This is a genomic window from Glycomyces amatae (genome assembly GCF_020991375.1).
Classification (GTDB): domain Bacteria; phylum Actinomycetota; class Actinomycetes; order Mycobacteriales; family Micromonosporaceae; genus Glycomyces; species Glycomyces amatae.
The window spans coordinates 1-15,057 of the sequence record NZ_JAJLQZ010000024.1; the positions used below are offsets into that span (position 1 = coordinate 1).

The window sequence follows — 15,057 nt, forward strand, 5'->3', positions numbered from 1 at the left end:
CCCTGGCGGCGAAGGGGATGGCGTTCGAGCGGCTCGACCAGCTCGCCCTCGAACACCTCTACGGCGTCCGCTGAAACGCTCGGCGGTCCCGGCCCTCCCCCTGGGCCGGGACCGCCGAGGACGCCGCCCGACCGCAGACGGCACCGCGCGCGTCAGTCCCATGCCGCCCGCGCGGGCGGCGAGACGGCGCGGGTGCTCAGGCGGTTCCGTTGAACCCGTGCCACCCATGCGCGGGCGGCGACCACGCCCCGACGTGGATTCGTCCGCGGCGGCGGCACCGCCCGCCGCATCCCGGGCAGCGGCCCGGACCGGTACCCGAATTCGGTTGCGACCGCGGCGGACGACGGCTTTACTTCCCGCATGGTCGATCACCGGCAGCAGCACACCGCGGCATGGGTGCAGTACTTCACGAGCCGCGGCCACCCCGCCGCCCGCCCTCTCGCCAGCGGCGTCGAAGGCGCCGTCTACCGGCTCGAAGCAGGCACGGTCGCCAAGGTGTGGAGCGGCAGACCCCCGGCCGACTTCGACCTGAAACGCCGGGTCTACGCCGACATCGCGCGCCACCGGCCGCCCTTCGCCACCCCCGAGGTCCTGGAGGCTGAAGAGGTCGACGGCGTCCTCGTCACCTACGAGCGCGAACTGGCGGGGGCACCCCTCGCCCCCGACTCCGCGCACCGGCCCCCGGCCCGCGAAGTGCCCGCCGAGCAGATCGACGCCCTCCTCGCCGTCCTGCGCGGCCTGGCCGCCGTTCCCGCCACGGAGTCCATGCGGCGCTTGACGGTCCAAGGCGACGACCGCCCGCTCTGGCAGGATCGCGCGCGCTTCCCCGACGCCCTCGCGGACCTCGTCGAGCGCGCCGTCGGCCGCCACCGCGACCTGCTCGCCGCCCACGTCCCCGACCTCGCCGCGACGGTCGCCCGGACCGTGCGCGCGCTCAGGGCGCTGCCCGACGCCCCCGCCTCCCTCGTCCACGGCGACCTGGTCCCGCCCAACGTCCACGTCGACCAGACCGGCCGCCCGGTCGCCGTCCTCGACTTCGGCTTCTTCACCACCGCAGGCGATCCCGCCTTCGACGCCGCGGTCGCCGCCGCCGTCTGGGACATGTACGGCCCGCACGCCGAGGCGCACGCCGCGCTCCTCACCGACCGCTTCGCCGCCGAGCTGCACCACTCCCCGGAGACCCTGGCGCTCTACCAGCGGGCCTACGCCCTGACGACGTACGACCTGTTCGCCTCCGATGGAAGCGACGGCCACTTCCGCTGGTGCGCAGCACTCCTCGACTGCGCACCGCGCTGAGGCCCGTAGTCGAGGACGGGCCTGCCGCACACCGCCGAACGCGCCTGCCCGTTCACCGCCGCCGTCCGCGCCCGACTGCGGCCCTGCTCCAGACCTGCGGCGGTCCCCGCCGCGCACCGCTCCCCGCATCACAATCCCCCTCGCGGGGGAGGGGCCCGACCCCGCAGCGGGAGGAGGCCGGGCCGCGGCGCCCATAGGTTCGGGACCATGACCGATACCGAGCACCAGCGCACCGGGCGCGCCTCCAAGGCCGCCGCCCGACTGACCGGCCTCGCAGGCTGGTCCCTCATCGCCATCGCGGCACTCCACACCGCCGTCTTCATCCCGCAGGCGCCCTGGGGCGACTGGACCGGCGGGTCGCTGCGGACCGCGGAACCGGACATGGAGTCGGTCGCCGTCTTCTGGGCGCTCCCCGGCGGCTTCGTGATCCCCGGCCTCCTGGCGGGCCTGCTGACGATCCGGACGGCGCGGCGCCGGGAGCGGGTGGGCCTCGGCGTCGCGCTCGCGCTGTTCGCATGGGCCTCCGCCTGCCTCTGGCTGATCGGCCCCAGCGGCTTCATGCTCTTCTACGCCACCGTCGGCCTGCTCGTCGCGGCGGCGGTAGCCGACCGCCGACCCGCGGCCTCCTGAACCCGGCACCGACCTGCGCCGCCCGCGCTACTTCATCCGGGCCTCCGCGGGCACACCGCCTCGCACCCGAACAGCGGGTTCGGCCCGTGTGAGCGCGGGGGCCTCAGCGAGCGCACCGCCTCACGCTTCCTTCGGCAGCAGGGCCCCCGACCGCGCCGGCGGGCCTAGCGGTCCTTCTCGGACCGCTCCTCGCTGCCGTCCGCGCCCTCCCGCACCGGTACTGGCCCGGCCTCAGGCCGCGGTGGGGGTGAAGACCATCGAGTACGGGTTCAACGTGGCCGGTTCGGGCCGCCCGTGCACGAGCGGCCCCGTGGCGGTCGGCCGGTACTCGTTGCGGCGCAGCAGGGCCGCGAGCGCGGTCGTGACGGTGAACAGGACGAGGTTGCGGCCCGGGCAGCGGGCCGGGCCGCCGCTGAACGGCGTCATCGCCGGCTCGGCGTCGGCGGTCCCGTCCAGCCAGACCCGCGGGGTGAAGCGGTCGGCGTAGGGCAGCCGTTCGGGATCGCGGTGGAACAGCGGCGTGTACACCACGAACGAGGTCCCCGCCGGGAGCACCTCGCCGCCCCACTCGGTGTCGGCGGTGGCGTCGCGCAGCAGCAGGGGCGTCGTCGGCCACAACCGCAGCGACTCGAGGACGCAGGCTCGCAGGTACGGCAGCTCCTCGGGCCCGGAGGCGCCGGCCGCGGCCAGCTCGGTCCGGACGCCGTGGCGCGGCCCCGGGTGCGCCGACAGCGCCGCCAGGGTCCGCATGAGCACGAGCGCGGCCGCGTCGTACGCGAAGAGCCAGTGCGCGACCTGGTCCTCGGGGTGCACCTCCGGCCCCGGCGCGGCGTCGGCCACCGCCCCCGCGAGGCTGCCCGGATCGGCCGGTTCGAGCCGCGCCAGGAGGCGGTCCGCCAGTTCGGCGCGCGCGGACTCGTGGCGCGGCCGCAGATACGCCCAGTTCGCCTCGCGGCGCAGGGAGTCGAGGAGGGCGGTGAGGCCGCGGTCGTCGGCCGCGGCGTCGCCGAACACGACGCGCCGCACCAGCCGCGCCCACACCGGCTCGAAGTCGCGCCACGCGAGCCGCCCTGAGCGGCCCGCCGCCTCCGCGAGGCGGTCGCACTCCTCGGTGACCTTGTGCCACAAGGGCTCGGCGAGGTGGTGCAGCGGCCGGTCCTGATCGAGGACGGTCTCGTTGAACGGGCGGCGGCGCTCGCGGTCGCGGCCGCGCGACAGGAGCGGGCCGTGGCGTTGGAAGCGGCCGAGCGCCGCGTGCTTCTCCACCGTGTCGGGCGTGAACTGCGCGGGCGTCTGGTCGAGGACGCGCCCGACGTCCCCGTGGTCGAGCAGGACCGCGACGGTCCGCTTCGGCACCGACAGGACCAGCGGCCCCGGCCCGTGCTCGCCGCGCAGTCGCCGCAGCAGGTCGATCGCGGCCCGGTCGGTCTGGCGGCGCTCGGCGAACGCCATCGCCTTCGGGCGGCGCTTGACGGCGCCCGCGGCGACGATCGGGGCGAAGACCCGCGCGGCGACGCCGAGCGTGTCGGCGGTCCCGGCGTGCGAGGGCGTGCGCGTCTCCTCGGCGGCCGTCTTGTCCATGGCGTCCTCCTCCGCAGTCGGGCACTGCGGGTTACCCCTGGTCCGGGCCCTGAAACGGCGATCCGAAGGCGCCCTTGCGCCCGGGTCCGACGGCGCGGAGCGGCCGCGCTCATTGACAGGAATTTGTTAGTTAGTTAATCTGACTATTTATGGCCTTGCCCTCGGCCGCTGATCGAGAGGACCTGCATGAAGATCGCCGTGGTCGGTGGCGGATCCACCTACACCCCCGAGCTCGCCGAAGGCTTCGGCGCCGACGCCGCCGCCCTCGGCATCGACGAGGTCGTCCTGGTGGACCCCGCCGCCGACAAGCTCGACGTCATCGGCCCCCTGGTGCAGCGCATCATGCGCCGCCACGGCAGCGCCGCCCGCGTCGCATGGACCACCGACCTCGACCGCGGCGTCGACGGCGCCGCCCTCGTCCTGCTCCAACTGCGCGTCGGCGGCCAGCAGGCCCGCATCGAGGACGAGGCCTTCCCGCTCGAGTGCGGCTGCGTCGGCCAGGAGACCACCGGCGCGGGCGGCCTCGCGAAGGCCCTGCGCACCATCCCGGTCGTCCTCGGCATCGCCGAGCGCGTCCGCCGCCTGGCCGCCCCCGGCGCGTGGATCGTGGACTTCACCAACCCCGTCGGCATGGTCACCAGGGCGCTCCTCGACGAGGGCCACCGGGCCGTCGGCCTGTGCAACGTCGCCATCGGCTTCCAGCGCCGCTTCGCCGGCCTCCTCGGCCGCGCCCCCGAGGAGGTCGTGCTCGACCACGTCGGCCTCAACCACCTCACCTGGGAGACCGCGGCGCGCCTCGACGGCCGCGACGTGCTCCCCGAACTCCTCGAGAAGCACCGGGCCGCGGTGGCCGAGGAGGTCGGCCTCCCGGAGGCCGCCTTCGCCGACGACCGCGTCCCCTCCTACTACCTGCACTACTACTACGCCCACGACGCCGAGGTCGAGCGGCTGCGCACCGAGCCCTCGCGCGGGCGGGAGGTCGCCCGCATCGAGGCCGAGCTCTGGGACATCTACCGCGACGACGCCCTCGACCGCAAACCCGACCTCCTCTCGCGGCGCGGCGGCGCCTACTACTCGGAGGCGGCGGTGGCCCTGATGCGCTCCCTCCTCACCGAGGACGGCGCGGTCCACGCCGTGAACGTGCGCAACCGCGGGTTCCTCCCGTACCTGCCCGACGAGGCCGTCATCGAGGTGTCGGCCCGCGTCGGCGCCGACATCGCGCCCTCCGCCCGGGCCCCGCTCGGGCCCCGGCAGCGCGGCCTCGTCGCCGCCGTCTCGGCCTACGAGGAGCTGGGCGTCGAGGCCGCCGTGCGCGGCGGCGAGCGCCGCGTCTACGAGGCGCTGCTCGCGCACCCGCTCGTCGGCCAGCACGACCTGGCCGAGGGCCTGACGCACCGCCTCATCGCGACCGGACGGGAACACCTGCCTTGGGCGTGAACGAGGACCGCGGCTTCATCGCCGTCGACGGCGGGAACTCCAAGACCGACGTGGTGGCCGCGACCGCCGACGGCCGCGTCCGCGCCTACGTGCGCACCGGGACCTCCTCCCCGCACCGGCTCGGCTACCGCGAGGCGATCGACCTGATCGGCAAGCTCGTCGAGACCGTCAGCGCCGAGGCCGGCTGGGGGAGCGCGGCCCCGCCGGCGCGCGTGGACGCCCTCCTGGCCGGGGCGGACCTCCCGGTCGAGGTGGAGCGGTTGAACGCCGACGCGCGCTCGCGGGGCTGGGCCGAGCGCGTCAACGTCGACAACGACACCTTCGCGCTCCTGCGAGCAGGGACCGCCGACCGCAACGCCGTCGCCGTGATCTGCGGGGCGGGCATGAACAGCATCGGGCGCAACGAGCGCGGCGAATGGTCCCGCTTCCCCGCCCTCGGGCCGATCACCGGCGACTGGGGCGGCGGCGAGGAGCTCGGCGACAACGTGCTCTTCCACGCCGCCCGCGCCGAGGACGGCCGCGGCCCCGCGACGGCCCTGTGCGACGCGGTGCGGACCCGCTTCGGCACCGACACGGTGGAGGAGGCCGCGATCGGCCTGCACCTGGGGACGTTCGGCCGCGAACTGGTCCACGGCCTGGTGCCGCTCCTGTTCGCGGCCGCGGACGCCGGGGACGCCTGCGCCGAGTCGATCGTGGAGCGCCAGGCCGAGGAGATCGCGGCGATGGTGCGCGTCTCGGCGCGCCGGCTCGGCCTCGGCGGGGCGCCGTTCACGATCGTGGGCGGCGGCGGGGTCCTCGCGGCCGCGCCGCCCGCCCTGCACCGCCACCTGTCGCCGAGGCTGGCCGCGGAGTTCCCGCTCGCGACGTACACCGCCCTGGACCGGCCGCCGGTGCTCGGGGCCGCGTGGACCGCGCTCGACGCCCTCACCGGAGAGGTCGACGGCCCGGCCCACCGGCGGCTGGCCGCCGAGCTCGCGGTCAGGGAGCCGCTGCGGATCGCCTAGCGGCGCCCGCGAACCCGATGGACCGAGAGCCCGCGAGCTTCGCCTGAGGAGCGGAAGCTCTCCGGGCGCCGGTGCGCCTCCGGAGGCCCGGCGAGACGGCGTGGCGCGGCCTGTGGCTGTGCCAGGCGGCGTCGAGTCGGTGCGGCGTGATCGGCGAGTCGAGGCCCGACCCCGCCGGTGGGCCTGCGAGGCGGAAGGCCTCCGGGCGCCGATGCGCCTCCGGAGGCCCGGCAAGGCGGCGTGGTGCCGCCTGCGGCCGCGCTGGGGTGACCGACGCCGGCGGGTCGGTGCGGCGTCATCGGCGAGCGGAGGCCGCCGGCTCGCCTGTGCCTCGGGAGGCCTCCGGCCACCGGTGCGTCTTCGGAAGTCGGCCTGCCGCTGCGGCGGTCCGGACCGCTAGGAGCCCGATCGCCCCTCGCGGCCTTCGAGGGCCGCGTCCAGGACGCGGCCCTTCAGATCGGCGTACGCCAGGTCCAGGACGCCGATCGCGACGGCGTCGCCGTACACCGCCGACGGCAGCACCAGGTCCCCGAGCGCCCCGGACCGCCGCCGCACGTGCTCCACCAGCGTCTCCCCTCCCGCGCGGGCGATCTCCCCGCCCAGCACCAGCCGCGGCGGGTCGAACAGGCACGCGAGCAGGTGCAGCGCCCCCGCCACCCGGTCCGCGTACGCCTCCAGGAACCCCGCCGCGCCGCGCTTGACCGCCGCGGCCACGACCGCCGCGGCGTTCGCCCCCTCGACTCCGTGCTCCCGGCCGAGCTCCATGACGGCGGGAGCGCCGATCCAGTCCTGGTACGTCGGGTCGTCCGGGCCCGTCCGGTCGGGGAAGACCGGCACGTAGCCGAGCTCGCCCGCGGCCCCCCGCGCGCCGACCACCAGGCCGTGGCTCAGATCGATCCCCGTCCCGATGCCCTCGCGGCCCAGCCACAGCAGCACCAGCCCGCCCGAGACCGCCGGGTTGCGCCGCTCGGCGACGGTGGCCGCGTTGACGTCGTTGTGGACCGTCACCGCGCAGCCCGTGAACTCCTCGACGGCGGCGCGCAACCGCAGGTCCTCCGCCCCCGGGATGTCGGCGTAGCCGATCTCGTCGTTCTCGGCGTCGTACGCGCCCGGCACCGCGAGGTGCACCACCGAGATCAGGTCCCGGTCGATCCCGGCGTCCTCTGCGGTGTGCCACAGCATGTCCTGCACCGCCCGGTCGGGGGAGACGGCGGTGAAGTCGATCCTCCTGGTGGACGAGACGCGCTCGTGCCCCTTCAGGTCGGCGATGGCGACCGTGACGCCGTCCGGCTCGCGGAGCGTCACGGCGGCGGCGAACGCGTAGTCGGCGTTCACCGAGTAGACCTCCGCCTTGGGTCCGACCTGCCTGGCGGTGGTGCGCCCCAGCGTCACCGCGAGGCCGGACTCGAACAGCCGCAGCATCACCTGGGAGGCCGTGGGCTTGGCCAGGCCGGTGAGCTTGCGCAGCTCCACGCGCGTCAGCGTGTCGTGCTCCAGCAGGTGGTAGAGCGCGGCGCGCTCGTTGATGGTGCGCAGCAGGTGGGACGAGCCGGAGGGGACCGGCTGGTCGGGCGGACCGTTGGTTCGCATGAGCGCCCTTCTTGAACGTGCCCGGCGGCCGGGCCTGCGGGAAGTCTCTTCGCGCCGATGTCGACCCGGAGGCTCGCTGAACATACTATCGGCGGCAATAGTTGGTAACACTACCTAACCATTAACTCGCTGCACGTCCGCCTCGGCGGCCCCTCGGTCGCCGCGGCGCGGTCCCCATCCTCCCGCGAATCCGACAATATTGACCTTAATGAATCTATTGACTCGGATTCGCGATCCTCGTACTGTGGGCAATAGATAGTAACACTGCCTAACTATTGAGGAGATGTTCATGGCGCTCCTGCCCCGACGCAAACGGCTACTGGGCCTCCTGGCGGCCCTCGCCGCCGTCGCGATCCTCAGCCCGCTCGGCGTCAACGCCGCCTCGGGCGACCCCGCCGACGACGACCCCGCGCCCGCCGCCGAGTCCGCCGCCCCCGCCGCCCAGCACGGTCAGCTGTCCGTGTGCGGCACCAGGCTCTGCGACGCCTCCGGCGACCACGTGCAGCTGCGCGGCATGAGCACGCACGGCCTCCAGTGGTACTCGCAGTGCCTCAACGACGCCTCGCTGGACGCCCTCGCCTACGACTGGGGCGCCGACGTCGTGCGCCTCTCCATGTACATCCAGGAGGACGGCTACGAGACCGACCCCGCGGGCTTCACCGCCCGGATGCACGAGCTCATCGACGAGGTCACCGCCCGCGGGCAGTACGTCATCGTCGACTGGCACATGCTCACCCCCGGCGACCCCCACTACAACCTGGAGCGGGCCGAGACCTTCTTCACCGAGATCGCCCGCGAGCACGGCGACCAGGACAACATCTTCTACGAGGTGGCGAACGAGCCGAACGGCGTCTCGTGGTCGCGCATCAAGTCCTACCACGAGGCGATCATCCCCGTGATCAGGCAGTACGACGACGACGGCATCATCCTGCTCGGCACCCCCCACTGGTCCTCCCTCGGCCTCTCCGACGGCTCGAACGAGCAGGAGGTCATCAATGACCAGGTGGACGCCGAGAACATCATGTACACCTTCCACTTCTACGCGGCCTCGCACGACGACTACCACCTCGACGGCCTCGCCCGCGCGGCCGACCAGATCCCCATGTTCGTCACCGAGTTCGGCACCCAGAACTACTCCGGCGAGGGCGCGAACGACTTCGCGATGTCGCAGCGCTACCTCGACCTCATGGAGGAGAAGGGCATCAGCTGGGTCAACTGGAACTACTCCGACGACCACCGCTCCGGCGCGGTCTTCGAGCCCGGCACCTGCCCCGGCGGCCCGTTCGACGGCGACGGCGGCAACCTGAAGGAGGCGGGGGAGTGGATCCGCGACCGCATCCTCGAGGGCGGCGGCCCCAGCTCCCCGCCCACCGACGACCCGACCGAGGAGCCCACTGAGGACCCGACCGGCGACACCGGCACCTGGCGGGCCGGCGAGTACTACGCCGCGGGCGACCTCGCCTCCTACGGCGGCGCGACCTACCGCTGCGTCCAGTCGCACACCGCGCTGACCGGCTGGGAACCGCCCAACGTCCCAGCACTGTGGACGCCCGTCTGACGCGTCCCGACCGCCGCCGAGGGCCGGGCCCGGCCGACCATGTCGACCAGGCCCGGCCTTTTCGTCTGCCCCGCAAGGAGGTTCGAACACCCGCGCGCCGCAGAGGCGCCCGCGCGTTCGAGACCCGGGCGACTGCGAGCGGGCCGCCTACGCGTTCCGGCCGCGGCCTCGCGGACCGGTGCGACGCCCGGGTTGCGTCAGAACGTCCAGGTGCGGAAGCGTTTTTCGGCTTCTCCCCGGATCGGGCCGCGCCTTAGCGTCGGGGGTGCCCGGGGCCCGACCGGTTCCCGGAGCCCTCGATCCAGGGAGTGGTCCATGAGCAGTATGAGGGGACGACGGCGTCCCATCGGCGCGTTCACGGCGGCGGTCGTGACGGCCGCCGCGGCGGCGACCGTCGTGGCCGGCGGCCCGGCCCACGCGGCCGCCGCGCACAGTGTCTCGTCGCCGGACGGGTCCATCACCTTCACCGTCACCGACCAGCCCGACGGCTCCCTCACCTACGAGGTGACCGCCGGGTCCACCACGATCTTCGAGGAGTCGCCCCTCGGCATCGCCACCGACGGCGTCGACTTCCGCTCCGGGCTCGCGTTCGCGGGGGAGGAGCGGTCCTCGATCGACGAGACCTACACGCTCCCGGCCGGAACCGACCCGAGCTACCGCGACCACGCCGAGGAGCTGGTCCTCGAGTACACCAAGGACGGCGAGGCCGTGGAGCTCGTCGTCCGCGCCTACGACGACGGCGTCGCCTACCGGTACCGCCTCCCCGGCGACGGCGACCTGACCATCACCGACGAGGCCAGCGGCTTCCGCCTCCCCGCCGGCACCGGCGGCTGGGCCGCCGACTGGAACGGCAACTACGAGCAGGACTACGTCTACCGCGGCGCGGCGCAGCTGAACTCGGGCGCGGACCTCACGATGCCGCTCCTCGCGTCCATCAGCGACAACGAGTACTTCACGCTCATCACCGAGGCGAACGTCTACAACGCGAACGCCGGCTACGCGCCCGCGATGCTCGAAGGCGACGGCCAGGGCACCGGCCTGTTGAAGGTCGCCCGCACGCCCGACCAGGCCTTCCCGATCGCGAGCGCCTACCCGTTCCAGACCCCGTGGCGCACCGCCGTGGTCGCCGCCGACCTCGACGCCCTCTACAACACCGACCTGGTCCAGAACCTCAACCCGGCGGCGCAGGAGCAGCCCGACTGGGTCGCGCCCGGCCGCGCCGGCTGGACCTGGTACACCGACGACGACAGCGCCGCCGACATGGACAAGCAGAAGCAGATGGTCGACTTCGCCGCCTCCATGGGCTGGGAGTACGTCACCGTCGACTGCTGCTACGACCCGGCGGCCGACCTCCCCGAGATCAGCGAGTACGCCGCCCAGCGCGGTGTGGAGATCTTCGCGTGGGTCACCGCCGAGCCGTTCGCCACGCCCGAGCTCGCGGGCCCCCTCGCGGCCGAGCACAAGGCGTACGGCGTCGCGGGGCTCAAAGTGGACTTCTTCCTGAACGACTCGCAGGAGGTCCAGGAGTGGTACCAGTCCATCGGGGACGCCGCGGGCGAGAACGAGCTCATGCTCGACCTCCACGGCTCCACCAAACCGAGCGGTGAGAACCGAACCTGGCCGTGGGTCCTCACCACCGAGGCCGTCGCGGGCACCGAGCACTACAAGTACCCGCCGCCCACGACCGCGCGCCTCGACGCGACCCTGCCGTTCACGCGCGGGCCGCTCGGGAGCATGGACTACACCCCGGCGATGATCTCCCAGAACGACTCGATCCTCACCCAGGCGCACACGCTCGCCCAGTCGATCGTGTTCACCTCCGCGATGGTCAACTACGCCGACTCGGCCGCCGCCTACGGCCAGTGGCCCGGGCGGCACCTGCTGCGGGCCGTGCCGACCGTCTGGGACGAGTCGCACGTCGTCGAGGGCTTCCCCGGCGACCACGTCACGGTGGCCCGCCGCAGCGGCGAGGACTGGTTCATCGGCGCGCTCACCGACGGGGCCCGCACCGCGACCGTCCCGCTCGACTTCCTCGACAGTCCCTCCGACGACGGCGGCACCTACACGGCGACGGTCTTCGCCGACGACGCGAACGGCCGCGTCGAGGTGAGCACGCAGGAGGTGACGAGCGGCGACACGCTGTCGCTGCCGATGATCGCCACCGGCGGCGTCTCGGTGCACCTGTCGCGCACGCCGCTGGAGCAGATCGGCGCCGACGACACCCGCTACGAAGCGGAAGACCAGGTCCTCGGCGGCTCCGCCGCGGTCGGCGCGTGCAAGGGCTGCTCCGAAGGCGCCAAGGTCGGTTACCTCGGCGCGGGCGGCTCGGTCGAGTTCGCGGACGTGACCGCGACCGAGGCCGGCACCCACGAGATGACCTTCACCTACACCTCCGGCGACCCGCGCGACGTGCGGATCACCGTGAACGGCGAGGTCCTCTCGACCGAGGCACTGACCGACTCGGGCGGCTGGGAGTTCGTGAACCAGTGGACCGTGGACGTCCCGCTCGAAGCCGGGTCCAACACGATTCGCTTCGACAACCCGGACCAGTACGCCCCGGACATCGACGCGATCACCGTCAGCGCCACCGCCGAGGCCGAGGACCCCGGGAACACGCTGAACGGCGGCGCCGCGGTCGCGACCTGCGACGAGTGCTCCGGCGGCTCGCTCGTGACCGGCCTCGACGGCACCGGCTCCCTCACCGTGGCGGACCTGGGCACCGCCGCCGCCGGGAACCACACCGTCCGGCTCCACTACGCGAGCGCCGTGGACGCCACGGTCCTGGTCGGCGTCGGCGGCGGCGCGCCTGTCGAGGTCGCGCTGCCCGCGACCGGATCGGACACCGCGGTCGCGACGAAGACGATCGGGCTCGACCTGCCCGCCTCGGGCGGCGCGGTCACCGTGTCGGGCGCGTCCGCGCCCGGCGTCGGCGTCGACGGCCTGACCGTCGTGCGCTGATCGTCCCAGCCCGGGGCCGGGGGGCAAGCATTTGCCGCTCCCCGGCCCCGCCGCGTTGCGGCGAATCGTCCAGGCGACCCGTGCGATCGAACATTCCCGAGGGGCCCTTCGGCCGTTAGCCTCGAAACTGCCGGTGCGCACCATGCCCACCGGTCCCACAGGCAACACGGAGACGAAGTGGTCAACGAGAGCAGCAGCGGGCCCGCGGCACCCGAGATCGGGGTGCGCGGCGACGGCGTCGTCCTGCGCGCGCCGGGCGTCGGCGGGCTCGGGCTCGGCATCCGCCTCAACGGGGCGGACCTCGGCACGGGCTCGGCGCTCGTCCGCAGCACCGAGCGCGAGATCGCCGAGGAGTGGACCGCCCGCTCCGGCAAGGCCGTCGGCACCCACCGGTACGTCCACCGCGAGCAGGTCCACGAGCTGCGGCACGAGAGCGGCCTGGAGTGGCAGGTCCACGTCCGCTCCGGCGCGGACGGCTTCGCCGTCCGCTACGCCGCTGCCCGCCTCGAGGGCCACGGCCGCCTTGAAGCCGACCACACGCGCCTGCGCCTCGGCGGCGCCTCGGACGCGAACGCTCAGCCGGGCGGCGCCTCGGACACGAGCCTGCGGCCCGACCGCACTTCTGAGAACCGCGCTTCCGACGCGGGCCCGCCGTCCGGCGCGGCCTCGGACGCCGGCCCGCAGGCCGGCGGCGCCACCGCCGTCCAGGCCGACACCGCTCCCCGCGTCTGGGCCCTCGACTACCAGACCTGGTACGAGACGCCCCGCTTCGGCGCAGACCTCGCCGACCTCAACGCCGGCGCCTACGGCCTCCCGCTCCTGGCGAGGACCGGCCCCGGCCGGTACCTCCTCGTCACCGAGGCCGGGATCGACGGCCGCTTCAGCGGCGCGCACGCCGACGTCGACGCCGACGGCGTCCTCTCCTTCACCGCCGCCGACGCCTCGACCGAGGTCACGCGCGGCCCCCTCACACCCTGGCGCGTGTTCCTCCACGGCGACCTCGCCGCGATCGTCGAGAGCCGCTTCGTCGACGAGCTCGCCCCCGCGCCCCTCGACGCCTTCGCCGACACCGCCTGGGTCCGCCCGGGCCGCGCCGCCTGGTCCTGGTGGTCCGACTTCTACTCCGGCGCCCAGTTCGAACGCCAGAAGCACTTCGTGGACGCCGCCGCCCGCCTCGGCTGGGAGCACCTGCTCATCGACTGCGGCTGGGACGAGACCTGGGTGCCCGAGATCGTCGCCTACGCGAGCCGCCGCGGCGTCCAGGTCCACCTGTGGGCCGTCTGGCACGACCTCGACGGACCCGAGGGCCTCGCGAAGCTCGCGCTCTGGCGCTCCTGGGGCGTCGCGGGCGTCAAGGTCGACTTCATGGAGTCCGAGTCCAAGGACCGGTACCGCTGGTACGACGCGATCCTCGCCGAGACCGCCCGCCTGGGCCTGCACGTCAACTTCCACGGCTCGGTGGTCCCGCGCGGCTGGGCCCGCACCTGGCCGCAGGTGATCGGGTACGAGGCGATCCGCGGCAGCGAGTACTACGTCTTCTACGACGACACGCCGCTCACCGCCGCCCACAACGTGATCCAGCCGTTCACGCGCAACGTCGTCGGCGCCATGGACTACACGCCCGTCGCCTTCACCGCCCCCGGGCGCACCACCAGCGACGCTCACGAGCTCGCGCTCAGCGCCGCCTTCGAGTGCGGCGTCACGCACTTCGCCGACGACGTGGACGCCTACCTCGCCCGCCCGGACGCGGCCCGGTTCCTCGCCGAGCTCGCGCCCGCATGGGACGAGACCCTGCTGCTCGCGGGCGACCCCGACCGCGAGGCGGTCCTCGCCCGCCGCTCCGGGGACCGCTGGTTCGTCGGCGCCGTCGCCACCGGCGAGGCCCGCACGATCACCGTCCCGCTCGACCGCGTCGCCCGACCGGACGGCGCGCCGCCGAACGGCACCGCGTCGGAGGGGAGCACTGCGGAACCGGACGGCACCGCGCGACCAGGCCGCACCGGCCTCCAGGCGTGGATCGTGACCGACGGACCGGACGGCCTCACCGCCGAGCACCGCACCGTCCACCGTGAACTCACCGCGGACCTCGCCGAGAACGGCGGCTTCGCCGCGATCCTCGCACCCGTGGGCGCACCGCTCTTCCGAGCCGAGGAGCGCCCCGAACTGCCCGCCCCCGCAGTCGAGCCCGCCGTGCAGCTCGCCGCCGCCGACGGCACCGCCGAGATCCGCACCGCGCCCGGCGCCTTCCTCAGGCTCGCCCCCGGCTGGAGCGCCGACGACCTCGGCGCGGGCCGCTGGAGGATCCGGGCGCCGCGCTCCCTCGCCCCCGGCCGCGCGGGCGTGGTCACCGTCGAGACCTCCGGCTCCGACACCAGCGCCCGCTCCGGCGGGCCCGCGGTGCCCGTCGTCGCCCACGCCCGCGTCGTGCGCCCGCTCACCGCAGGCGCGCACCGGCTCTCGTCGCTGTCCATGACCGCGTTCGCGAACGAGAGCGGCCCGGTCGAACGCGACATGACCAACGGCGGCGGCAACCCCGCCGACGGCACGGCCATGTCCATAGCCGGGGAGTCCTTCGAGGACGGCCTCGGCGCCTCCACCCCCTCCCGCATCGACCTCCACCCCGGCGGCGGGGCCGACCGCCTCGCCGTCCGGGTCGGCGTGGACGACGAGACGCCCGGCACCGCCGCGCGCGTGAGCGTCCACGGCGACGGCCGCGAACTGTTCGCGGCCGACGTCCGCTCCGGCGAACCCGCGCTCGACGTCGCTCTCGACCTGCGCGGCATCACCGCGCTCAGCCTCCGCTCGGACCCCCTGCCCGAGCACCCCGAACCGGCGCACGTCGACTGGGCCGCAGGCCGATTGCACGTCGATGCCACCGGTCGCCCGGACACCGACACCGCCCGACCCCGCCCCGACGACACCGCCGCCCGATCCCATGTCGGCACCGTGCCCAGCGCCGAAACCGAACCGGGCGACGACGCCCGGTCGGCGAACAAGGAGTAA

The 15,057-nt window shown here is 74.2% G+C and carries 9 protein-coding genes; 7 read left to right on the forward strand and 2 right to left on the reverse strand.

Translation table 11 applies throughout. From position 1 onward, the window contains the following. Positions 1-360 precede the first annotated feature (360 nt). Positions 361-1,296 carry a phosphotransferase family protein gene (locus tag LO763_RS24595; protein WP_230790228.1) on the forward strand — a complete coding sequence of 312 codons (936 nt, stop codon included), beginning with the start codon at positions 361-363 and terminating at the stop codon, positions 1,294-1,296. A 207-nt stretch (positions 1,297-1,503) separates the two neighbouring features. Then, positions 1,504-1,926, forward strand: coding sequence for a hypothetical protein (locus LO763_RS24600; protein WP_230790230.1), 423 nt, complete (start codon positions 1,504-1,506; stop codon positions 1,924-1,926). Between the two features lie 231 nt (positions 1,927-2,157). Here the strand turns inward: LO763_RS24600 and LO763_RS24605 are convergent, their stop codons facing one another. Then, on the reverse strand, positions 2,158-3,507 hold the full coding sequence (locus tag LO763_RS24605; protein ID WP_230790232.1) for a cytochrome P450: 1,350 nt from the start codon (positions 3,505-3,507) through the stop codon (positions 2,158-2,160). 186 nt (positions 3,508-3,693) lie between these two features. Here LO763_RS24605 and LO763_RS24610 point away from each other — a divergent pair, with 186 nt between their 5' ends. Together LO763_RS24610 and LO763_RS24615 are read left to right on the forward strand one after the other, a co-directional pair. Then, positions 3,694-4,944: a family 4 glycosyl hydrolase gene (locus tag LO763_RS24610; RefSeq protein WP_230790234.1), complete on the forward strand. Its 1,251-nt coding sequence runs from the start codon at positions 3,694-3,696 to the stop codon at positions 4,942-4,944. After that, positions 4,941-5,948, forward strand: coding sequence for an N-acetylglucosamine kinase (locus tag LO763_RS24615; protein ID WP_230790429.1), 1,008 nt, complete (start codon positions 4,941-4,943; stop codon positions 5,946-5,948). The genes LO763_RS24610 and LO763_RS24615 overlap by 4 nt, the downstream gene beginning before the upstream one ends. A gap of 396 nt (positions 5,949-6,344) precedes the next feature. Here LO763_RS24615 and LO763_RS24620 read toward each other — a convergent pair whose 3' ends face one another. After that, complete coding sequence (locus LO763_RS24620) at positions 6,345-7,538, reverse strand: ROK family transcriptional regulator (RefSeq protein ID WP_230790236.1); 1,194 nt, start codon at positions 7,536-7,538, stop codon at positions 6,345-6,347. A 289-nt stretch (positions 7,539-7,827) separates the two neighbouring features. Between LO763_RS24620 and LO763_RS24625 the strand changes: the two genes are divergently transcribed. From LO763_RS24625 to LO763_RS24635, 3 genes are all read left to right on the forward strand, one after another. Beyond that, positions 7,828-9,096, forward strand: a complete 1,269-nt coding sequence (locus LO763_RS24625) for a cellulase family glycosylhydrolase (RefSeq protein WP_230790238.1) — start codon at positions 7,828-7,830, stop codon at positions 9,094-9,096. A gap of 315 nt (positions 9,097-9,411) precedes the next feature. After that, positions 9,412-12,054, forward strand: a complete 2,643-nt coding sequence (locus tag LO763_RS24630) for a glycoside hydrolase family 97 N-terminal domain-containing protein (protein ID WP_230790240.1) — start codon at positions 9,412-9,414, stop codon at positions 12,052-12,054. A 177-nt stretch (positions 12,055-12,231) separates the two neighbouring features. Further along, on the forward strand, positions 12,232-15,057 hold the full coding sequence (locus LO763_RS24635; protein WP_369432079.1) for a glycoside hydrolase family 97 catalytic domain-containing protein: 2,826 nt from the start codon (positions 12,232-12,234) through the stop codon (positions 15,055-15,057).